18 protein-coding genes, 3 tRNA genes and 1 pseudogene are annotated in these 21,506 nt (G+C 34.0%); 16 read left to right on the plus strand and 6 right to left on the minus strand.

Annotated elements, in window-relative coordinates; all coding sequences use genetic code 11:
• Positions 1-196: 196 nt before the first annotated feature.
• The 4 genes from AB5359_RS09090 (at position 197) to AB5359_RS09105 (ending at position 2,729) form a co-directional block, all read left to right on the plus strand.
• Positions 197-976 carry a hypothetical protein gene (locus AB5359_RS09090; protein WP_020807431.1) on the plus strand — a complete coding sequence of 260 codons (780 nt, stop codon included), beginning with the start codon at positions 197-199 and terminating at the stop codon, positions 974-976.
• Between the two features lie 226 nt (positions 977-1,202).
• A complete protein-coding gene (locus AB5359_RS09095; RefSeq protein ID WP_020807430.1) occupies positions 1,203-2,096 on the plus strand; it encodes a hypothetical protein in 894 nt (297 codons plus the stop codon).
• 183 nt (positions 2,097-2,279) lie between these two features.
• A tRNA-Gln gene (locus AB5359_RS09100) sits at positions 2,280-2,351 on the plus strand.
• Between the two features lie 57 nt (positions 2,352-2,408).
• On the plus strand, positions 2,409-2,729 hold the full coding sequence (locus AB5359_RS09105; protein WP_020807429.1) for a DUF898 family protein: 321 nt from the start codon (positions 2,409-2,411) through the stop codon (positions 2,727-2,729).
• Between the two features lie 45 nt (positions 2,730-2,774).
• On the opposite strand, the pseudogene AB5359_RS09110 reads toward AB5359_RS09105, so the two are convergent.
• Both AB5359_RS09110 and AB5359_RS09115 read right to left on the minus strand, forming a co-directional pair.
• Positions 2,775-3,760: pseudogene (locus AB5359_RS09110) on the minus strand (Gfo/Idh/MocA family protein).
• 5 nt (positions 3,761-3,765) lie between these two features.
• A complete protein-coding gene (locus tag AB5359_RS09115; RefSeq protein WP_048685705.1) occupies positions 3,766-4,431 on the minus strand; it encodes a ribose-5-phosphate isomerase A in 666 nt (221 codons plus the stop codon).
• Positions 4,432-4,582: 151 nt separating this feature from the next.
• On the opposite strand from AB5359_RS09115, the gene AB5359_RS09120 reads away from it, so the two are divergent.
• The 4 genes from AB5359_RS09120 to AB5359_RS09135 all read left to right on the plus strand — a co-directional run bounded on the left by AB5359_RS09120 (position 4,583) and on the right by AB5359_RS09135 (position 6,707).
• Positions 4,583-5,422: a MurR/RpiR family transcriptional regulator gene (locus tag AB5359_RS09120; RefSeq protein WP_048685707.1), complete on the plus strand. Its 840-nt coding sequence runs from the start codon at positions 4,583-4,585 to the stop codon at positions 5,420-5,422.
• Between the two features lie 72 nt (positions 5,423-5,494).
• Positions 5,495-6,403 (plus strand): L-lactate dehydrogenase, encoded by a 909-nt coding sequence (locus tag AB5359_RS09125; protein WP_368287209.1) that lies wholly within the window; start codon positions 5,495-5,497, stop codon positions 6,401-6,403.
• 96 nt (positions 6,404-6,499) lie between these two features.
• A tRNA-Tyr gene (locus AB5359_RS09130) sits at positions 6,500-6,581 on the plus strand.
• A 54-nt stretch (positions 6,582-6,635) separates the two neighbouring features.
• A tRNA-Gln gene (locus AB5359_RS09135) sits at positions 6,636-6,707 on the plus strand.
• 71 nt (positions 6,708-6,778) lie between these two features.
• Here AB5359_RS09135 and AB5359_RS09140 read toward each other — a convergent pair.
• Positions 6,779-7,081: a rhodanese-like domain-containing protein gene (locus AB5359_RS09140; RefSeq protein WP_048687406.1), complete on the minus strand. Its 303-nt coding sequence runs from the start codon at positions 7,079-7,081 to the stop codon at positions 6,779-6,781.
• Between the two features lie 92 nt (positions 7,082-7,173).
• Between AB5359_RS09140 and AB5359_RS09145 the strand changes: the two genes are divergently transcribed.
• Positions 7,174-8,295: a hypothetical protein gene (locus AB5359_RS09145; RefSeq protein WP_048687404.1), complete on the plus strand. Its 1,122-nt coding sequence runs from the start codon at positions 7,174-7,176 to the stop codon at positions 8,293-8,295.
• 54 nt (positions 8,296-8,349) lie between these two features.
• Positions 8,350-9,051, plus strand: a complete 702-nt coding sequence (locus AB5359_RS09150; RefSeq protein WP_048687402.1) for a GntR family transcriptional regulator — start codon at positions 8,350-8,352, stop codon at positions 9,049-9,051.
• 49 nt (positions 9,052-9,100) lie between these two features.
• Here the strand turns inward: AB5359_RS09150 and tagD are convergent, their stop codons facing one another.
• Positions 9,101-9,487 (minus strand): glycerol-3-phosphate cytidylyltransferase, encoded by a 387-nt coding sequence (gene tagD, locus AB5359_RS09155; RefSeq protein ID WP_003646836.1) that lies wholly within the window; start codon positions 9,485-9,487, stop codon positions 9,101-9,103.
• 142 nt (positions 9,488-9,629) lie between these two features.
• Here tagD and AB5359_RS09160 point away from each other — a divergent pair, with 142 nt between their 5' ends.
• From AB5359_RS09160 to AB5359_RS09185, 6 genes are all read left to right on the plus strand, one after another.
• Positions 9,630-10,358 carry a WecB/TagA/CpsF family glycosyltransferase gene (locus AB5359_RS09160; RefSeq protein ID WP_003648257.1) on the plus strand — a complete coding sequence of 243 codons (729 nt, stop codon included), beginning with the start codon at positions 9,630-9,632 and terminating at the stop codon, positions 10,356-10,358.
• A gap of 19 nt (positions 10,359-10,377) precedes the next feature.
• Positions 10,378-11,478 (plus strand): glycosyltransferase, encoded by a 1,101-nt coding sequence (locus AB5359_RS09165; protein WP_020807420.1) that lies wholly within the window; start codon positions 10,378-10,380, stop codon positions 11,476-11,478.
• Positions 11,478-13,451, plus strand: a complete 1,974-nt coding sequence (locus AB5359_RS09170; RefSeq protein ID WP_048687399.1) for a glycosyltransferase family 2 protein — start codon at positions 11,478-11,480, stop codon at positions 13,449-13,451. Before AB5359_RS09165 ends, AB5359_RS09170 begins: the two co-directional genes overlap by 1 nt.
• Before the next feature lie 111 nt (positions 13,452-13,562).
• On the plus strand, positions 13,563-15,035 hold the full coding sequence (locus AB5359_RS09175) for a nicotinate phosphoribosyltransferase (RefSeq protein ID WP_048687397.1): 1,473 nt from the start codon (positions 13,563-13,565) through the stop codon (positions 15,033-15,035).
• Between the two features lies 1 nt (position 15,036).
• Complete coding sequence (gene nadE, locus AB5359_RS09180) at positions 15,037-15,870, plus strand: ammonia-dependent NAD(+) synthetase (protein ID WP_048687395.1); 834 nt, start codon at positions 15,037-15,039, stop codon at positions 15,868-15,870.
• A gap of 171 nt (positions 15,871-16,041) precedes the next feature.
• Positions 16,042-18,717, plus strand: a complete 2,676-nt coding sequence (locus tag AB5359_RS09185; RefSeq protein ID WP_048687393.1) for a calcium-translocating P-type ATPase, PMCA-type — start codon at positions 16,042-16,044, stop codon at positions 18,715-18,717.
• An 87-nt stretch (positions 18,718-18,804) separates the two neighbouring features.
• Here AB5359_RS09185 and AB5359_RS09190 read toward each other — a convergent pair whose 3' ends face one another.
• Both AB5359_RS09190 and AB5359_RS09195 read right to left on the minus strand, forming a co-directional pair.
• Positions 18,805-20,373 (minus strand): ATP-binding cassette domain-containing protein, encoded by a 1,569-nt coding sequence (locus tag AB5359_RS09190; protein WP_368279898.1) that lies wholly within the window; start codon positions 20,371-20,373, stop codon positions 18,805-18,807.
• Positions 20,374-20,475: 102 nt separating this feature from the next.
• On the minus strand, positions 20,476-21,282 hold the full coding sequence (locus AB5359_RS09195) for a helix-turn-helix domain-containing protein (RefSeq protein ID WP_048687389.1): 807 nt from the start codon (positions 21,280-21,282) through the stop codon (positions 20,476-20,478).
• Positions 21,283-21,506: the final 224 nt, after the last annotated feature.

Here is a 21,506-nt window from a genome sequence, read left to right on the forward strand (position 1 = left end):
CTACAGAAAGGTTACATCGTTACATTATTGTAATTTAAAGCACAAATATTACAAGAATGTAACAAGATGAAATATATCCTTAATTTTCCGGGAACTATTCTGAAATATTGGGCATGTATTATATATGCTGTAAATTGAAATTGACGAAATAAATGATTCAAATCGAATTTATCAAGGAGAGAATTTAATTTTGAATATGCTTAACAATAATTTGAAATCAACTTTAACTAAAACCGCTGCAGCAGCTGCTCTTACTTTAGCAGGTGCCGCAATTGTAAATAATACTCAAAATACTGTAAAGGCTGCAGAAGTTACTGTTGGCCAACAAGAAAAGATTGTTACAATCAATTACCTTCCACATAAGAGCATTGCAGTTTGGAATTCATACGGTCCTGATAAGCAAATGACTGGTCAATACTTACCACACGCAACTGCTTGGAAAGTTATCAGAGCTGCCTACGATGATGCAGGTAACAAGTGGTACGACCTTGGTGCGAACCAATGGGTAATGGCGAAGTACACTCGCTTAGGTAAAGATACTGTTGACCCTAATGTTGCTTCAGAATTGTTTACTTCACAAGCAAGTTCATACAATACTGCAGCACAAACTCAAACTACTCAAGGTTCATACTCAGCTCCTAAGACTTCAGTAGGTTCTTACTCATCAGTACAAAGTACTCAAACTCAACAAGCTCCAGTACAAAAAGCACAACCTTCACAATCACAATCAAGCTACACTTCAAACGTATCTGGTTCTGAAGCAGCAGCTAAGGCATGGATTGCAGGACGTGAATCAGGTGGTTCATACTCAGCAAGAAATGGTCAATACATTGGTAAGTACCAATTATCAGCATCATACCTTGGTGGAGACTACTCAGCAGCAAACCAAGAACGTGTAGCAGATAACTACGTAAAGTCACGTTACGGTTCATGGACTAATGCTCAAAGTTTCTGGCAATCAAACGGCTGGTACTAAAAAATAGCGAATAGTTAAAAAAGAGATGTTTCAATGACATCTCTTTTTTGTACCCCCCGAATATTACAAGAAAGCGTGTGTAAATTACAAATATTACACAAACTGTAACATAAGGCACTTTTATTTAATAATGTAGTAGCATTTATGTTATAGTTTTGACATTTTGAGACTGTATTATGTAACTTGTAAATTAAATGACTGACAAATATGAAAGGAAGAATTTCTCTTGAAATTTCAATCTATCTTAACTAAGTCACTTGCAGCAGCTGCTCTTACCGCAACTGGTTTGGTAGCTTTAAATTCACAAAATACTAATGACGCACAAGCTGCTACTATTGTTCAAAATGATACTAATGTTGTAACTATTAATAATGCAAATTCTACTGTTGCCGTTTGGGATGGCGTTGAAAATGCTCACTTTACTGGCAAAGAATTAGTACATGGTACAACTTGGAAAGTTATCAGAACTGCTTATGATGCCATGGGTAATAAGTGGTATGACCTTGGCGCAAACCAATGGATCATGGCTAAGTACACTGTAGAAGGTGGAAATGCTGCAACTGCTAAAGTTGCTACTGCTACAACTGCTCAAGCTCCTGTTCAACAAGCTCAAGCTTCAGTACAAAAGCAACAAACTACCCAAGTACAACAATCAGCACAAAAGCAAACTACTTCTGTAGCTTCACAACAAGTAAATACTCAAGCTAAGGCTGCAACTCAAGTTCAACACCAAACTGTTGCACAAGCTCCTAAGACTAACTACAACTACAATGTACAACGTACTTACTCAGCTCCAGTACAACAAAGAACTTACAGCTACGCTTCAGCACAAAAACAAACTACTCAAGTAGCACAAAAGACCCAAACAACTACTAGCTACACTTCAAATGCTTCTGGCTCTGAAGCTGCAGCTAAGGCTTGGATTGCAGGACGTGAATCAGGTGGTTCATACTCAGCAAGAAATGGTCAATACATCGGTAAATACCAATTATCAGCATCATACCTTGGTGGAGACTACTCAGCAGCAAACCAAGAACGTGTAGCAGATAACTACGTAAAATCACGCTACGGTTCATGGACTGGTGCTCAAAAGTTCTGGCAAACTAACGGTTGGTACTAATATCAACTGAATTATAATTAGGAAGATCACCTTTTTGGTGGTCTTTTTTTTATTTAACTTTTTTAAGATAATAAAGTTTATTTTGATAATTTTGTTGACAGCTTTTACTATTTATAATATGATATTAAACGTTGAGTGATTAAGTTCATTCAAATAGAGCCAACAAGTAAAAGGCTTGAAGGATGGGTTATAGCCAAGTGGTAAGGCAATGGTTTTTGGTACCATCATGCGCTGGTTCGAATCCAGCTAACCCAATAGTTTTGCCAGGTTGTTACCTGGCTTTTTTTGTACCTAGAAATGAGGTTTATTCTGATGGAAACAAGACATGGGCGTAATTCATTTTTTGATGGTGGTTTGCTATCTTTCATTGGCTGGCACCTATTAGGAACAATTATTACAGTTTGTACTTTCGGTATTTGTTACCCTTGGGCAGTGTGCATGATTTATGGATGGGAAATCAATCATACTGTAATCGAAGGATATCGGATGAAATTTACCGGAAGTGCATTTGGTTTATTTGGTAATTGGATAAAGTGGCTTCTATTAACGATTATTACTCTTGGCATTTATGGCTTCTGGGTTGGAATAAAGATTAGAGACTGGAAGGCTAGAAATACGATTTTCATTAATTAATAAAAAGACTAGGAATTTTTCCTAGTCTTTATGTTTTATATACAGTTATTTTTCGTCAAAAGGATATTTCATCCCCCATGAGGTACGGACACTAGTTAAAATATGGGCTACATCTCGTGAAATTGCTAATTCACCATCATCATGTCCTTGAGATATATAACGTTCCATGTCTTTGACTTCATATTCAAGGGCCTCAGAAGTGCTTCCAGCATTGATTGTCTCATGACGTTCTTCATGAGCACTAGCTGTATAAGTAATTTGCGCTTCTGTTGCACGCGGATAATTTGATATCTCAATATAACCTTTAGTTCCGGAAATTACACCGCGCTTTGGTTGATTAGCTCGCATTGAAAGAGCCATGACTGCCATCTCATCTTTAGTGTTCTTAAGAATGATTCCTGATTGTTCATCAACACCAGTTTCAAAAAATTTTACTGTGGTAAGAATACTTTCAGGTTGTTTTGATAAAAACATTCTGGCAAATGCAGTAGCGTAGCCGCCAATATCAAGCAGAGCTCCACCTGCTAAATCTTTATTAAAGAAGCGGTTATTAGGATCATAATCTTTTAAGCTACCAAAATTGACTTGGACTAGCTTAATTTGACCAAGCTTACCATCACTAATCAATTTTTTTACCTTTTGATAAATAGGCATATGGTAAAGCGTAAATCCTTCAGAAAGAATTAAATGCTTATCTTTTGCTAATTTTTCCACTTCGTCAAATTGATCTGCATTGACCGTAATGGCCTTTTCGCAGAAAACATGTTTACCAGCCTTTAAGGCTTTTTTGATATAGTCATAATGAAAAGTATGTGGTGTAGCAATATAAATGATATTGATATTTGGATCTTGAATCATTTCATCTGGACTGGTGAATAAATGCTTGATGTTTTTTCAGCTGCAAATTTTTTTAAACTAATTTCATTTGGGTTAGCAGCTGCATATATTTCGCCTTTAACTGCTTGAAGAGCATCTGCCATTTCATGTGCAATCCAACCGGTACCAATAATTCCCCAATTATATTTTGTCATTTTAATTATCCTTTCTTTATTTCAATTGCTTCATTGTTGTTTTCGGTAATAATACTTGTAACAAGATTTTTAAAATAAGAACTACTTATAACGCCATTTTGCTTTAGAAGAAAATCATTTAATTGTTCAATGTCTGACCAAGAATTGTTGGGATAAATATCAATTAAGAGATTGCCCAATGGTGAATGAGCGAATGATGCTACTGACTGGCTCAAACGAATCTTAGCTGTATATCCTTGGGGTATTTTTTTCATTAAATTATTTAAACAATTTGGAATGATTTCAATACACAAGGAAATAGTAGGATTAAGCGTCTCTTTAAAACGTTCTTTTGGTAATAATAAAATATATTCTTTTGCATTTTCAGCGGCCATTTTTTCAAAAAGATGGATTCCGCCACCACTTTTTAATGCGTTAAAATTTTGATCAATACTATCACAACCATCAAATGCTAGATCAAATTTAGGCATATTGTCATTTAAAGCTAAAATATTTAATCCAAGCTGCTCACATTGAAACTTAGTAATCTCAGATGGTGAGTAAAGGCGTAAGCCTGGTATTTGTGCGTTATTCATGTCTTTAGCTAGGGTTAAAACGTTGCTTCCGCCACCAAGACTAACGGTCATATTAGGTTGTATTTTACTAAGCGCTTTTTTACTAATTATTGACATGAAAAATCTCCGTTAATTATTTTCAACTGATAAATTACATGAAAATTATTTACATGAGAAATAATAATATTAAAAATTATTTTAGTCAAATATCAATATGTGAAAATAATTTTACAATCATGATATAATTTCTATGAAATGAGGTAGAACCGTGGAAAATATTATTGATAAAATTTATGCACAAATGAGTAGCATGTCTCCTTCTGATCAAAAGGTAGGTAGAACAATTCTCAAGAATCCAGCAACGATTATAAACATTACAATTTCTCAATTAGCTAAAAGAGCAGGTGTAAGTGATGCATCTATTACAAGATTTTGTCGTAATTTATCCTTATCTGGTTTTCATGAGCTAAAAATTTTATTAGCACAATGCATTGGTCAAAAAGAAAGTGAATCGTTAAAGAAACTACCAAAAGACGATATGCAGGCAGCGCTAGGAGAGATAGAAAAAAATAAAGTTGGTGAAATTCACGCTACTTTAAATCAAATTCCAACTGATGAATTAGAAAAGATTCTTTCTATTATTGAAGCAAGCCGAATCATCCAGATTAGCGCAGAAGGTGATACTTATCCAGTAGCTGCCGATGCTGTCTACAAATTTAATCAAATCGGCTTATTGTCATTTGCTTCTGGTGGAAATGTTGAAACAGCTGATGCGCAAACAATGAATTTAGGCAAGAAGGATTGTCTAATTGTTATTTCAAATTCTGGGGAATCAGCAGCTTTGTTAAAGGAAATAAAGTTAGCACACAAAAATAAGCTAAAAGTTATTAGTATCACTAATAATCCTGCTTCTCCAATTGCTTTAGCGAGTGACTATCATTTAAAGACTGGTGTAAGACAGACAATTTTGCAAAATCAATATTATTTTTCTCGTGTAGCAGCTTTTACGATTACTGAAGCTCTATTTTTATTACTTATAAAAAGGAACGAGAAGCGAATTGAGAATATTAAACAGCACGAACAAATTATTTCTAGTCAAAAAATCTAAAAATAATTTAAAACTTGTCTTAAGTGGATTATCCTAAAGGTGTAAGAAATTTTATAGAAAGCGGGAATTATAATGAGAAATGTAGCCGTAATTGGAATGGGACACGTTGGTGCAACAGTCGCATTCACTTTGTTTACTCATGGAATTGTTGATAATTTATATTTATTAGATAAAAATCAAGCTAAAGCAGAAGCTGAATACAATGATTTACGTGATACTTTAGCTAGAAATGATTATCATGTTAATGTATTTTTAGGCGACTACAATGATTTAAAGAATGTAGATATTATTGTAACTTCTTTTGGTGATATTGCCGCAACAGTTAAGACTGGGGACAGATTTGGTGAATTTGAGATTAACGCTAAAAATGCTAAAGAAGTCGGAGCAAAAATTAAAGAATCAGGTTTCAATGGTGTTTTAATTAATATTTCAAATCCATGTGATGCTATTTCAACTATTTTGCAAGAAACGACTGGTTTATCAAGAAAGCAAGTCTTGGGCACAGGTACTTTCTTAGATACGGCTAGAATGCAAAGAATTGTTGGTGAAGAATTAAATAAAGATCCAAGAAATGTTGCTGGCTTTGTTTTAGGTGAACATGGAGCATCCCAATTTACTGCTTGGTCGACGGTATCGATTAATGGCAAAACCGCTAAAGAATTGTTTACAAAAGAACAAGAAGAAAAATTGAGCGCACAGCCTAATAAGAACTCAATGAAAGTTGCCTTTGGTAAAGGATATACTTCCTATGCAATTGCTACATGCGGAGTGCGCTTAATTCAGGCTGTCTTTAGTAATGCACGCTTGTTTGCACCAGCTTCAGTTTATTTAGATGAGGTTGGAACATATATTGGTTATCCAGCAATTATTGGTAAAAATGGTGTAGAAAAAGTTATTCCTTTAGAGTTACCTAGTGAAGAAGATCAAAAACTAAGAGAGTCAGCTGAAATTATTAAAAAGCATATTGCTCAACTAAAATAGAAAGCTAGAAAATAAAAAGTTGGAGTTTTTCCAACTTTTTTATTTTTTTACTTGCTTTTTGCTAGGCGGTTCGTTATTATAATTAAGTAACGTTTCGGAGGCCTAGCGAAGTGGCTAAACGCGGCGGTCTGTAAAACCGCTCTCTCTGAGTTCGGTGGTTCGAATCCACTGGCCTCCATTGCTGGATTATTCCAGCTGGTTGCATTGAACAACAAGTAAAAGTTCAATCAAATGGGTTATAGCCAAGTGGTAAGGCAATGGTTTTTGGTACCATCATGCGCTGGTTCGAATCCAGCTAACCCAATCGTTCGAAAGAACACCCAACCCGAAAAAAAAGGTCATCATTTGATGACCTTTTTTGTTGTATTATATTTTTTAAGTTAAACTTTGCATTTTTCCCTTCCAATTAAGGATGCCGTCGTTAATATTAATTAGGTGTTTATAACCCTTAGATTTTAAGGTTTGGCAAGCATAATGAGAAAGGTCTCCGGACCGACAAATGAAGTAGTAGGTCTCGTTTTTGGGATCATTGAAGTATTTTAATTCTTCAAAGGGAAGATTATGACTATCAGGAATATGTCCTGATGCAAATTCAATTGGTGTTCGTAAATCATATAAATTAATTGTAGAATCTTTTGCTAGAATTTCTGCTAATTGATTTGTAGTAATGTTAATCATAGTTACCTCCATTAACAATTATATTTAAGCTAAAAAAATTGAAATTTGAAGGAATAATGTGTGAAATTTATGTGTAGAAAGGATTAGTCGATATGACACGTCTTGTTAAAGTTAGTGGTCGCGGAGACGGGACTGATTGGAAAAGTGCACTAAAAGACTTACAGCCTGATGACGTATTATTGCTTGCGCCAGGTTTTTATGAGCTAAATCAAGGCTTAGAAGTAAATAATATTACTATCAAAGGAACAGGTAATGCACCAGAAGAAACTGTAATTAGCGGCTTTTTTGTACTTGATAGGGATTGCAGTTTTTTTACTTTAGAAAATATTTGTCTTCAAACAAAATCTGACCATAATACTATTTATGTTGAAGACAACGCGGATACTTATCTGACTTTGCGCAACACTAATCTTTACGGCGATGAAAATGATATGGCCGCAATTGCTGTAAATGGTAAGTGCACCCTTGAGCTGTTTTCCAGTAAAATTTTAAATTCTAGCGTTTCTTTATTTGCGCAAGCTAATTTTAGATTGACCATGACTGATTCTTTAATTGATTATGATTCTAAAGATTACGCTGCTTTAGGTATTCAGGGAAAAGGGACGGCAATTATTTCTAATAGTGTGATTCACGGTAATTTAAGTACTTATCCTGATTCAAATGCAGAAGTTGATTTGAATAATACCTCGATTTCTTATGGGTTAATTCATGGACAGACCTGGGTAAATATGCTTAATTCGACTGTTGAAAAAAATGATGATTCTAGCTTTTATATTTCTGATGATTCTTGGGTAAATATTTTACAATCTGAATTTAAAGGCGGAGTTTTTATTGATAAGAATACTAAAACTTTAATTCAAAATAGTAAAATAGATCGTTTAATTGCCTGTGATAATGCTAAAGTTACACTCAATAATTCAAGTATTGTGAGCCATGCTGATTTTCAGGATAAGGCAAGTGCTGATGCGACTAGAGTTGCTTTTTCTGGTAGAGATGATTTCGAATACTTTTTAGCTTTAAATGGGCAAGCGAGTTTAGGTGGTAGAGATTTAATTCTTAACCCTAATGGTAGTACGCTTGCAGTTCAAGATGATGCTAAGATCAAGCTGAATATTGTTTCAAGCAGCAGCAAAGATTTAGAAGTAGAATGTAATAGTCGGCCTAATGTAAATATTTTAGGAATGCGTTGGGAAGCAAAGAAGAACAATGACTAATTGGCTACTTTAAGCTAAAATAAACTTGATAGGATAATGAAGTGAGGGTTTATCATGCAAGAACCGATGTATATTAAAATTCACAACCAAATAAAGCGTGATATTGAAAATAAAAAATATAAAGTTGGAGAGCGAATCCCTGCTGAGCGGCAATTAGCCTTGAAATTTAATGTTTCTAGAATGACATTACGTCAAGCAATTAAGACATTGGAAGATGAAGGAATTTTAGAAAGACGCTTAGGAAGCGGGACTTATGTTTCTAGCCAAAAGGTGCAAGAAAAAATGTCTGGAATTATGAGCTTTACGGATATAACTCGTGCTAATGGTCAAGTCCCTTCTAGTAAATTATTGTCTTACCGCGTAACTAAGCCTTCTTTATCTGAAAAAGAAAAGTTAAAGATTAAGGATACGGATAATGTTTTAAGAATGGAACGTATTCGTTTTGCTGATAATGTGCCAATTTGTTATGAAGTAGCTACAATTCCTTATAAATTAGTTTCACGTTTCTCTAAAGATGAGATTTCGAGTAGTTTATATCAAACTCTTGAAAAAAAAGGTGGTTATAAGATTGGTAGTGTAGTTGAAAATATTGGTGCATCTGTTGCCAATGAAAATGAAGCGCGCTTATTATCAGTGAAAAAGGGTGAACCATTAGTAACGAGACGGCAAGTTACAGAACTTAACGATCACTATCCTTTTGAGTACGTTCGTGCATCTTATGTAGCTGAAAGATTTGAATTTACTTTTGAAAAATAAAAATGCATAGTACAGTTGATTTTGATTTATTGACTGCACCATGCATTTTTTATTTTAAGTCTTCTTTGATTTGAGTAGTAGAAATTCCAGGGGTTCTTTCAAGATATTTTACTTTGCAGTAGGGTTTTAGAAAGTCAAATTTTCCTTCCCAATCATTCCCCATTACGAAAGTATCAATATCATATTTTTGGACATCGCTGATTTTTTGATCCCAATTTTCTTCAGGGATAACTTGATCCACATATCGAATTGCTTCAAGAATATATTTTCTTTCGGCATAATTATTGTAAGCCTGCTTATGCTTGCTGAATTCATTAAATTCGTCTGTTGATAGTCCTACTATTAGGTAGTCTCCTAGTGCACGCGCTCTTTTTAGAAGACGAATATGGCCATAATGCAGTAGATCAAAGGTACCGTAGGTAATAATTTTTTTCATAATAAATACTCCCTTGTAATAGTTACTATTCTAGCAGAAGTAGAAAAAAGTGAAACTTTTATGTTTAAAAAAGTTAGTAGCACTTTTTTGTTAAAATGGAAAGTAAAGATATATTTCGATTAGAAATGGTTAAAAACAGAGCATGAATAAAGTTAGTATTTTAGGAATAGAATTTGATAATTATTCGTTAGAAGAATTTAAAGATAGATTAATTAACCGGTTAAACAATAAAGTATCAACTATGGTGGTAACAGCTAATCCTGAAATTGTGATGGCTGCAAATAAAGATCCTAAATTTATGGAACTTATCAAAAAGGATGCAGATTTAGTTACAGCTGATGGAATTGGAATTGTTTTAGGCGGAAAAATGCTTAAAACTCCAGTCAAGGAACGTGTAACAGGCTATGATTTGTTTACCTGGCTTTTGCATGTGGGAAATTTAAGAAAGCTCCGTGTCTATTTAATTGGTGCAACGCCTGCAGTAATGAAAATTACTAAGGCCAAAATTGCTAAAGATTATCCAGGAATCGAATTAGTTGGGGCTGAAGATGGCTACTTTAAGGATGATCTTAAAACCGTTGCTAAAAGAATTGAAAATACTGAGCCTGATTTGGTTTTTGCAGCAATTGGTTTTCCTAGACAAGAAGAGTTAATTTCTTTATTGCGGCAAGCAGAGGTGCCAGCAATTATGATGGGAGTGGGCGGAAGTTTTGATGTCTTTTCGGGTGCGGTTAAACGTGCTCCGGAAGTATTTCAAAAAACTCATCTTGAATGGTTTTATCGCTTGATTACCAATCCAACACGTTTTAAACGGATGCTGGCCTTACCAGAATTTGTAGTTGAAGTCGAAAAGTCTAAGAAACAAAAATAATAGAAAGAATATAAATTAAATGAAAGTTTTACATGTTAACGCTGGATTAGAAAAGGGCGGGGGCCTGTCTCATATTGTTAATTTATTAACAGAAGCTAATCGGCAAGATGCTGATTTTGAATTGCTGACCTTAGCAGATGGCCCGGTGGCAAAAGCTGCCAAAAAAGCAGGAATTAAGACAACGATTTTAGGTGCCCAAAGTCGTTATGATTTAACTGTTTTAAAAAGACTCGCTAAATTCATTAATAATGGCAACTTTGATATCGTTCATACTCATGGTGCACGAGCTAATTTATTTGTTTCGATGATTAAAAAGCAAATTAAGGCTAAATGGATTATCACAGTTCATTCTGATCCTTTAAAAGATTTTGAAGGACGGGGAATGATTGGAAACATTTTTACTAAGTTGAACATTATGGCTTTAAAAAAAGCTGATGGTATTTTTGCGATTACGCAGAACTTTTCTGATCTTTTAGTTGAAAAGGTAGGCATTCCGAAAACTAAAATTTGTGTAATCTATAATGGAATTTTTTTCCATGACAATAAAGAATTACCTAAAAAATATGCTCATCCCTATTTCAATATAATTAATGTTGGAAGAACAGAAAAAGTTAAGGGACAAGATTTGCTTTTAAAGGCCATTAAAAAGATCAATGATAAAAACGTTCGCTTACATATTGCTGGTGATGGAAGCGAATTTAATAATTTAAGAGCACTTGCGCGAGATCTAGGGATTAGTTCACAGGTAACTTTCCACGGCTTTTTGAACCAGAAAGAGATCCGCAAACTCTATCAAAAAATGGATTTGGCTGTTTTGACGTCTTATTCAGAAAGTTTTCCTTTGGTATTACTTGAAGCTAGCGATAATTTAGTACCAATTATGTCAACAGATGTTGGCGATATTGAAAAAATGATTCCTAGTGAAAAGTATGGATTTGTTGCTAAAATTGGAAACTTAAATGATATTAGTGAAAAGCTAAAGCAGGCAATTTCAACTAGTCAAGAAAAACTTGAAGAGATGGCAGAAAAAGAAAAGACGTATTTGATGCATGCCTTTTCAATGAAAAATCAGTTAGTGGCAATTGAAAATTATTACAAATTCATCTTGGGTGAAAAATAGTGGAAAATTATCATAAAAGTAGTCTGCTGGCAATTTTGATTGGAATTCTACCGCTAATTTTTGAACTAAGCAGCAATATTTGGCATGGCGATAATGGCTTTTTTATAATTAGCGCGGCATATGGTTTGATCTTGCTTTTGTTAACTTTATCAATTGAAATTGAAGATCTAGATCAGTGGTTTGCAGAAAAGGCTCTAAGCTATTTATCAGTTTTTCTATCTTTGACAGCGATTTTGAATAAGAGCGAAGTTTTGCCCTTTGCTGAGATAGGATCGTTATACCGTTTAGCTATAATTGCTTATATGGGAACCTTATATTTCTTAGATAGACATTTTAATACTAAAAATTTAGTATTGCTTTTGTTGAATTTAAATATTCTAGCTCAATTATCAGTTAGGTCCGGAACAATCTTAATTTTAATTGTTGCTGTTTTAACTTTTATTTTCTATGTAATTAGAGTAGTAGTTACTTTTAGTGAACAATTGAGACCCTTTTTACTATGCGTTTATTTAATTGTTTTGCTCGTTTCGCTAGTTTGGTACACACCTGAGTTTACTGACTTTGTTTTTAAAAATCTTTCCTGGAATATTGAAGCAATTTCTTTATTGTTAGAAACGCTGGGAGCAATTGTCTATATAAGGCTTAAAAGGCAGTTGAACATAAACAGTCATTTAATTTTAGGGACTGTATTATTTTTAATTATTAACGAAGGTAGTTTGATTATTGCTGAATCAAATGTAATTAATACCAGTTATTTAGTTTTAGTCTTGATCATAGATTTATGTATAGTCAACGTATTCGGCAATATTGAATTAGGCAGAAATCAGCGAAAAATTTCAGTTATCATTCCAGCTCATAATAGTGCTAATACAATTGTTGAGGCGTTAGAATCAATCAAGAATCAGACGTACCGTGATTGGGAGATAATCTTAATTAATGATGGTTCAAATGATGAAACGGAAACAATTGTTAAGCGTTATTTAGAAAATACGCCTTTACCAGTTAAATATCATAAGCAAAAGCAGCATAATTATTTGCATGCGATTGAATACGGAACAAAATTTGTAGAAGGCTCAATAATTTTTGTTCTAGATGCTGATAAAGTTTTATTTAATCAGAATGTCTTTTATCGTGCAGCTAGTACGCTTTATGGTGAAAAATGCGATGGAATGTTTGTTGGTATTCGAGCAATGTATCAACGCTTAAAAGATGGTAAATTGCATTTAATTAGACCATATTATCGTAATCAAATTAGTTTGGTAAAAACAGCACTCGGCATGGGTGTAAACATTTATACTAATTATGCTTTTTGGCGCAGAGAAGTTTTTGAAACTAGTGTGCGAGAGAACTATTTAGTGAATGGAATGCCATCTTGGTGTAATGCTCAAATTAATTTTGGTCTAAGAATGGTCAATGGTAACTTTGTAGGTCTAAAATATCGAATTGTTAAAAATAAAAAGCCAGCAGATAAGCAATTGAATCAAGATCAGGTTATAGCAGAATTACGCACTCTGCATCACATTACAAGTAAAATTAAAATACCATTTTATCGTCCTCAAGCTGCTATTTATTATGCATTTAATAAGTGTCATATTGCTTCGCTTTGTCCAGTGATTTTTAAGCAGGGTAAGACCTCATTGAAAGAAATTACTCCGTTAATTATTGAAAATAGGCTTAAGAATGTTAAGTCACCTTACTTACAAACAATTGTCGGTTTTGGTACTAACTATAATCCTGAAAAAAAGATAGAAATCATTATTCCTAAAGACCTAAAAGTGTACCACGGAGCAGATATTGAAGAATTTATTCAAAAGCTCAAACAAAATAAACTAGCGCCTTTTTACGCTAATTTAATGAAAGTAATTAGTCAGGGAACAAGCCTTTACGTGGTGAACAAAAAAGATCGAGAAAAATTAACTGAAATTTTAGAATTTTTTACAATTAGAGACTATGTAAAGATCATAAGTAAATAGCTTAAATATTTTTAGAGACATCATTTTGGTGTCTCTTTTTGATATCTGCGTCTCTTTGATTATAATAAGGTACAAGAAAGAAATTATTTATTTAGTGATGAGGGAGACAAAATGTTTTACCCACAAATTGATCAAGACGATTCTTTAATTCTTCATACAGACTTGTATGAAATTAATATGATGTATACCTATTTTAAAAAGGGTGTAAGTGAAAGAAATTCAGTATTTGAAGTATTTTTTAGAAAAGAACCTTTTGGTAACGGCTACGCAGTTAATGCTGGTTTAAGCCATGTTATTCAATACTTGAATAACCTCCATTTTAAGGAAAGCGACTTAGAATATCTCAAGGAAACTTGTGGTTATGATGATGAATTTATTGATTATTTACGTAATCTAAAATTAAAATTAACCATTCGCAGTGCTCGAGAAGGTGAATTGGTTTTTGCTAATGAGCCAATTATGCAAATCGAAGGGCCATTGGCACAAGCTCAATTAGTTGAAACAGCAATTTTGAATATTATTAACTTCCAAACTTTAATTGCAACTAAGGCAGCTAGAATTAAGGTTGCAGTTGGTAATGACGGTTTAATGGAATTTGGTTCACGTCGTGCTCAAGAAACTGATGCGGCTATTTGGGGAACTCGTGCAGCATACATTGGTGGTTTTGATGCTACTAGTAATGTTAGAGCAGGAAAATTATTTGGTATTCCTGTTGCTGGAACTCACGCTCACTCCTTAGTTGAAGCTTTTAATAGTGAATATGATGCTTTTAAGGCATATGCGGAAACACATAAGAATTGTGTATTCTTAGTGGATACTTACGATACCTTAAGAAGTGGTGTTCCAACTGCTATCAGAGTTGCTAAAGAAATGGGCGACAAGATTAACTTCCAAGGCGTTCGAATTGACTCGGGAGATATGGCATATATTTCTAAAAAAGTGCGCAAGCAATTAGATGATGCTGGCTTCCCTGATGCAAAGATTTATGCTTCAAATGACTTGGATGAAAAGACTATTCAAAACCTTAAGATGCAAGGCGCAAAAATTGATGTTTGGGGAATTGGTACTAAATTAATTACGGCTTTTGACCAACCTGCTCTAGGTGGGGTATACAAGCTAGTTGCTATTGAAGATAAAGATGGTAATATGCGTGATACTTTGAAGATTTCTTCAAATGCTGAAAAAGTATCTACTCCAGGTAAAAAGCAAGTTTGGAGAATTCAAGCTAACTCTGAAAAGAAAAATGAAGGTGATTGGGTATCACGCTATGATGAAGACCCAAGAAAGTTCGATGCTCTTTTCATGTTCCACCCTCAATATACTTATATCAATAAGGTTGTTACCGACTATACTGCTCGTCCGTTATTGCACGAAATCTTCCATGAAGGTAAGTTAGTTTATCAAGAACCTACTCTAAAAGAAACGAAAGAGTTTGCCGCAAATAACCTCGATGGTTTATGGGATGAATACAAGCGTAGCTTGAATCCACAAGACTACCCAGTCGATTTATCGCAAAAATTATATGACAACAAGGTAAACTTGATTAATAATATTCGCAGCCGAATTGTGAAAAGAGGATATTAGAATGCGCCCATTACAAGAAAAAATTATTGCTTATGAGCATGTATTACCAGAAATTGATCCTAAAGAAGAAATTCGTAAATCAATTGATTTTCTAAAAGATTATTTAAAAGAAAATCCATTTTTAAAGAGCTATGTTTTGGGAATTTCTGGTGGTCAAGATTCAACCTTAACAGGTAAGCTTTGCCAAATGGCAATTGAAGAAATGCGTGAAGAAACTGGCGACGATTCTTACCAATTTATCGCTGTTCGTCTTCCTTATGGCGTTCAAGCCGATGCAAGTGATGCGGCAGATGCAATCGCTTTTCAAAAGCCCGATCAAGATCTAATCGTAAATATTAAAGAACCAGTTGATGCAATGGTCAAAGTAGTTGAAGCAACTGGTCAAAAGATTACTGATTTTAATAAGGGTAACATTAAGGCGCGTCAAAGAATGGTTGTTCAATATGCAATTGCTGGTGCAAATAATGGGGCAGTTGTCGGAACTGACCATGCTGCTGAAAACTTCTCTGGTTTTTATACCAAATATGGTGACGGTGCAGCTGATCTTACACCACTTTTCCGCTTAGACAAGCGTCAAGGAAAGGCGATGCTTAAAGAGCTTGGTTGTCCTAAACATCTGTATGAAAAGGCACCTACTGCTGATTTAGAAGAAGAAAAACCAGATTTACCAGATGAAGTAGCTTTAGGCGTAACTTACAAGGAAGTTGACGATTACTTAGAAGGTAAAGAAGTAAGCGATAAAGCTGCTGAACAAATTGAAAAGTTATGGAAGAAGAGTGAGCATAAGCGTCACTTGCCAGTAACTATTTTTGATGATTTTTATAAAAAGAACTAAACTTGTGTCGGACTCGTTAGTTTAATATAATAAACTTGCATAAGAGAGTAACGGCAATTTATTGCGATAAGTTCAACAACCGGGATGAATGTCTCTGGGCTTATCTTAATTAGTGAGACTTATGACGATGGGTTCGTTATAAGTCTTTTTTAGTTATTGGAGGGATTGGCTTTGAAAGAGAAGTACTATGCTCAAGATATTTCTCAAATCGAGAAAGAACTACATACATCACTAGATAATGGGCTGTCTGATGATGAAGCTAAGAAACGATTAGCTTCAGAGGGGCCTAATTCTTTAGCATCAAAGAAAAAACGCAGTATGTTCATGCGCTTCATTGATCAATTTAAGGATTTTATGATCATTGTCTTGATTGTAGCCGCAGTTTTATCAGGAGTTGTGGCAAATGAGTGGACGGATGCAGCAATTATTATGATTGTTGTCTTGCTAAATGCAATTTTAGGCGTAATTCAAGAAGCCAGATCAGAAGCCGCAATTGATGCCTTGAAAGAAATGTCGACGCCGAATGCACATGTAAGACGCGGAGGAGCAATTCTAGAGATTCCAAGTACTGACATTGTGCCGGGTGATGTTGTGCTACTTGAAGCAGGAGACGTTGTTCCTGCTGATATGCGTTTAGCTAAGACAGCTAGTTTAAAGGTGGAAGAGTCTGCTTTGACTGGTGAATCAGTTCCGGTTGAAAAAGATAGCGACATCTTAAAAGCTGATGATGTAGCTTTAGGTGACCGCGTTAATATGGCTTATGCCAATACTAATGTAACTTATGGTCGAGCAGAAGGTATTGTGGTTGGAACAGGGATGAAGACTGAAGTCGGTAAAATTGCGACAATGTTAAACAACGCCGATGAAACAGCTACTCCATTAAAGGAAAACTTAAATCAACTTGGTAAGACATTAACCATCATGATTTTAGCAATTTGTGTAATTGTCTTTGTCGTGGGGATGTTTACCAAGCAAGGAAGCGAGCCAACTAATAAGTTAATTATTGACATGTTCTTAGTTGCTGTTTCTTTAGCTGTCGCTGCAATTCCAGAAGGTTTACCAGCAATTGTAACGATTATTTTAGCTCTTGGTACGCAAACGATGGCTAAGCATAGGGCGATTGTTAGAAAGCTACCTGCTGTTGAAACTTTAGGTGCAACAGATATTATTTGTTCTGATAAAACTGGTACTTTAACTCAAAATCAAATGACTGTTGAAAAAGTTTACTATGATGGTGAACTTCATAATGATGAAGAGGCAGTTAAGGTAGATAATCCAGCTATGATGGCCATGATTTTGGCTAACGACACTAAAATTGAAGATGGTGGACGGCTTTTAGGAGATCCAACTGAAACAGCTTTGATTCAATATGCTTTTGATCAAAATATTAAGGTTGAAGATTTACTAAAAAAAGATAGCCGTGTTCAAGAAGTTCCTTTTGATTCAGAGAGAAAATTAATGTCGACGGTTAACCATTATGGTGATAAATTCTTTGTTGCTGTAAAGGGTGCACCTGACGAATTATTAAAACGTGTAACTAAGATCGAAAAAAAGGGTCAAGTAACGCCAGTTTCTGACAGTGAAAAGGAAAACATCTTAGCTTCTAACAAGAATATGGCTGAACAAGCCTTACGTGTTTTGGGACTGGCTTACAAGATTGTGGATAAGGCTTATGACGATCCAACTACTAATAACGTTGAGCAAGATTTAATTTTTGCTGGTTTAGTCGGAATGATTGATCCAGAAAGACCAGAGGCTAAAGCAGCCGTCGCAGAAGCCAAGAGTGCTGGTATTAGAACAGTTATGATTACTGGTGACCACCAAATCACTGCTGCTGCAATTGCTTCTCGTTTAGGTATATTAGAAGCAGGTTCAGACAAAGATAAGTCCGTAATTACAGGTGCTGAACTTGATAAGTTGTCAGATGATTACTTTAACAAGCACGTTCAAGACTACAGCGTTTATGCTCGTGTATCTCCTGAAAATAAGGTTAGAATTGTTAAAGCTTGGCAGGCAAATAATAAGATCGTTGCAATGACTGGGGATGGTGTAAATGATGCACCTAGTTTAAAGCAAGCTGATATTGGTATTGGCATGGGAATTACAGGTACTGAAGTATCAAAAGGTGCAGCTGATATGGTATTAGCTGATGATAACTTTGCGACAATCGTTGAAGCAATTAAGCAAGGACGTAAGGTATTTGCGAATATTCAAAAGGCAATTCTTTACCTAATGAGTTGTAACGTTGGTGAAGTTTTGACAGTCTTCATGATGACAATGCTTGGTTGGGATATTCTAATGCCAGTGCAATTGTTATGGATTAACTTGGTTACTGATACCTTACCAGCAATTGCCTTGGGTGTTGAACCAGTTGAGCCAGGAATTATGAAGAAGAAGCCGCGTGGTAGAAAATCAAACTTCTTTAGCGGCGGTGTTGCAAGTTCGATTATTTATCAAGGTATTTTAGAAGGCATTTTAGTTTTAGGTGCATATCAGTTTGGTTTACATGTCGGACCTCACGTTGGAAACGCAGCTATGCAACATGCAGATGCTTTAACTATGGCCTTCCTTACTTTAGGCTTAATTCAGTTGTTCCATGCCTTTAACTCTAAATTTATTCACAAGTCAATCTTTAGAGGGCAAACATTTGAAAATAAGTGGTTCAACGGAGCAATTATTATTTCTGCTTTAGTTATGGCTGCAGTAGAAATTCCATTTTTGACTAAGATTTTTGATGTGACTGAATTAGATGGAATGCAATGGTTGGTTGTAATTATTGCAGGACTTTTAATGATTATCATTGTTGAAATCGTTAAATTCTTTGAAAGACGGACTGCTAGAAAATAATAAATATCATCTTCTAGCAGGTAGAATAAAAAATATGCATGAAAAAAGACAGCTAGTTTAAATTTTCTAGCTGCCTTTTTTTACAAATTAGAATATCCGTTCTAATTGCTTGTCGTGCAGATCATAATGATGATTAAACATTTGCATAATTTTAGGTGGAATATGATGATCTATTTCAATTACTGTTAATGGAGAATCTAAGAACACTTCATGAATCTGATTAGCTGTGGTGGGATCAAGCGAAGCTGTCCCTTCGTCAACAATTAAAAAATCTCTTTCATATAGAAAAGCTCGTGCCAATTCTATTCGTTTCTTTTCACCGCCAGATAAGTTATTTCCATTTTCTTCTATAATCGTATTTAAGCCATACCGATTAACATATGGCAATAGTCCAGCCTTTTTGATAGCTTCTTTAATTTTGAAATCATCAAACTTTTTACCTAATGTTAGGTTGAAAAGTAAAGTATCATTAAATATTTGAGAAGTCTGTTGTACCTCACTAAATGTATAATTTTGATTGGTCATCCCATTGACGAGCACGTTTCCTTTAGTAGGTTTTAGTTGACCAGTTAAAAGATTAAGAAGGGTAGACTTTCCTTGACCAGACTTACCAGTAAGTAATAATTTATCACCTCTTTTAATTTTTAAGTTGATTTTGTCTAGTACTAATTCTCCTGGCTTATATCCAAAGCTAATATTGTTAAGGGTTAAGGTATTTAGGTTAGAATTAGGAATATTTTTGTCAAATTCTTCTGGTTTAAAAGAAAGTAGCTTATCTATCATAGGTTTGGCTGATGACATTTGATTACGGCAGCTATTAATACTGTAAAAACTGTTAATAATCCAAGTACTGGAGTATTGGACAGCTACAAATGAGGCTAGAGTAAGCATCCCTTTGATAACCATAATTATTCCTATTCCAATAGGTAAAAAGTCAAAAGAATAAACGAATATATTAACCCAAAAATTGCTTTTAGCAATTGTATTGTCACGTAATCTCTTATTTTCAGTAGATTGAGTAATAATTTTTTGCCCTTTTTTAATAAAGGTATCTAATGCATTGTAATTTAAAACTGTCCTAATATTCTTTAAAAAATCGGACATAAATGTTATGTAAGTTCCAGTAGAAGTACTCCAATTATTTGACTGCTGGGCTGTTTTCTTGCTAAAAAAATTAGGGATAATACTTGAAAAAATAGCGAATGAAATAAAAACTAAAGTTAATAAAAAACTATTGCCAACTGCAACTATTGAAGTACCGACAATTGTTACAATCATTGAAATTAATTGAAAAAGTTGCTTCAAATAGTTCTCTTCTATTAAGTTAAGATCATTTGAAAGAAAAGAAATTTGCTTTGATACATTGTTTTCACTGATTTCAATAAAGTTGCTTTTCATTAGAAATTCACGCACGTTTTGATTAAAACAAGCGATATTTCTGTTAAGTACCCGTGTATTTAAATACTTAATAATGACCAAAAGAATTTGGGCAATAGTAATAACTGCTACCATCCTGATAGTATTAGGAATATTTTTTTCAGTAATTAAAGAGAATATTTCTGAATATGACCAAGTTCCAAAAGGCAATTCTAAGCCACTCAAGCATGAAAGCAAGATGCTTAAGGCAAAATATTTTTTGTTGATAAACTTCTTCATTGTTACTCCTCTTTTCATTTAAGATGAGATAAATGATAAGGTATTTGCGTAATGAAGAGGATTTTTTTTGCATAATTGATCAGCGAGTTGCGTATATGCAGTTTATTGTGGCAAGATATTTATTGTTTTACTTAAGTTACTTTTCTTTAAAATAGTAATAATGGTCTTTAATTGTTCTTTTTGATTTGTAAAGTAACAATGATAGTAATAACCTATAATTTTCTCAATACCTAATTCGGGATATTCTGTTAATTGAGTTAATAGTTGAATAGCTTTATTAGTTGAACTAATATTTCTGTTTTGGGATGCTGAATATAAATAGTTGATACAGAAAGATGCAACGCTTTCTTGAATTTTTAGAGTTTGTTTACCAAGATTGTTTTGATATTTCTGATAAATTTGATTTAAAAAGAAAGGTAAGTCAAAGGGATCAAGAACTTCAATAAAGGTAGCTAATATCAGAATTTTGTGAGAATCATTGAGCCAATGAGTACCTGAAAAGACTTTTTGTATAATTTTATCTTTGTTTTTAGAAAATTTATGACGACCTGATTGTAGAGTATTGAGAATAAGTTGAGCTTGTAATTTAAGTAAATCATCATTAGATGTATTAATTTGAGTATAGATTTCCTTTGCTTTATCGAGATCTCGGTCATAGTAAGCAGATAATAATTGCTCACTAAGTTTTTCATCTTGGTCTTTTACGTTGTTTTGATCGAGGGATGAGAAAAAATCTGAATAACGTATTTTATTTTGACTCAACAGTTTTAGCAGGTCATTTGCTGATATTTCATGTAGATTACGTTCTATTTTCGAGTAATGCGCTGGAGAAAGGATATTTTGAGTGAATTCTTTTTGAGTCAGTCCTGCGCTAGTACGATATTGTTTTAATGCTTCGCCAATGTTCATGTTGTAATCTCCAATCTATAAAGGTCTATCTAGTTATGAATTATATGAAACTTTAAATGGAAAATATAGAAATAAAATGAAATGGAATAGTAGAAGAAAATAAAATAAAGTTTTATCAAATAATCAAAAAAAGCTTGAGTTTACTCAAGCTTTTTTTATACCCTTAGTAATGAGTATATAATTGACAAATATTAAATATTTGTCAACAAATTCATTTATTAAGG

It is taken from the genome of Lactobacillus sp. RTP31084st1_F9_RTP31084_210423 (genome assembly GCF_040919545.1).
Classification (GTDB): domain Bacteria; phylum Bacillota; class Bacilli; order Lactobacillales; family Lactobacillaceae; genus Lactobacillus; species Lactobacillus paragasseri.

Excerpts from the sequence above, each read along its gene's own strand:
- AB5359_RS09090 (WP_020807431.1), top strand. The coding sequence starts at position 197 with ATGCTTAACAATAATTTGAAATCAACTTTAACTAAAACCGCTGCAGCA.
- AB5359_RS09105 (WP_020807429.1), top strand. The coding sequence starts at position 2,409 with ATGGAAACAAGACATGGGCGTAATTCATTTTTTGATGGTGGTTTGCTA.
- AB5359_RS09115 (WP_048685705.1), bottom strand. The coding sequence starts at position 4,431 with ATGTCAATAATTAGTAAAAAAGCGCTTAGTAAAATACAACCTAATATG.
- AB5359_RS09125 (WP_368287209.1), top strand. The coding sequence starts at position 5,495 with ATGAGAAATGTAGCCGTAATTGGAATGGGACACGTTGGTGCAACAGTC.
- AB5359_RS09140 (WP_048687406.1), bottom strand. The coding sequence starts at position 7,081 with ATGATTAACATTACTACAAATCAATTAGCAGAAATTCTAGCAAAAGAT.
- AB5359_RS09145 (WP_048687404.1), top strand. The coding sequence starts at position 7,174 with ATGACACGTCTTGTTAAAGTTAGTGGTCGCGGAGACGGGACTGATTGG.
- AB5359_RS09150 (WP_048687402.1), top strand. The coding sequence starts at position 8,350 with ATGCAAGAACCGATGTATATTAAAATTCACAACCAAATAAAGCGTGAT.
- tagD (WP_003646836.1), bottom strand. The coding sequence starts at position 9,487 with ATGAAAAAAATTATTACCTACGGTACCTTTGATCTACTGCATTATGGC.
- AB5359_RS09160 (WP_003648257.1), top strand. The coding sequence starts at position 9,630 with ATGAATAAAGTTAGTATTTTAGGAATAGAATTTGATAATTATTCGTTA.
- AB5359_RS09165 (WP_020807420.1), top strand. The coding sequence starts at position 10,378 with ATGAAAGTTTTACATGTTAACGCTGGATTAGAAAAGGGCGGGGGCCTG.
- AB5359_RS09175 (WP_048687397.1), top strand. The coding sequence starts at position 13,563 with ATGTTTTACCCACAAATTGATCAAGACGATTCTTTAATTCTTCATACA.
- nadE (WP_048687395.1), top strand. The coding sequence starts at position 15,037 with ATGCGCCCATTACAAGAAAAAATTATTGCTTATGAGCATGTATTACCA.
- AB5359_RS09190 (WP_368279898.1), bottom strand. The coding sequence starts at position 20,373 with ATGAAGAAGTTTATCAACAAAAAATATTTTGCCTTAAGCATCTTGCTT.
- AB5359_RS09195 (WP_048687389.1), bottom strand. The coding sequence starts at position 21,282 with ATGAACATTGGCGAAGCATTAAAACAATATCGTACTAGCGCAGGACTG.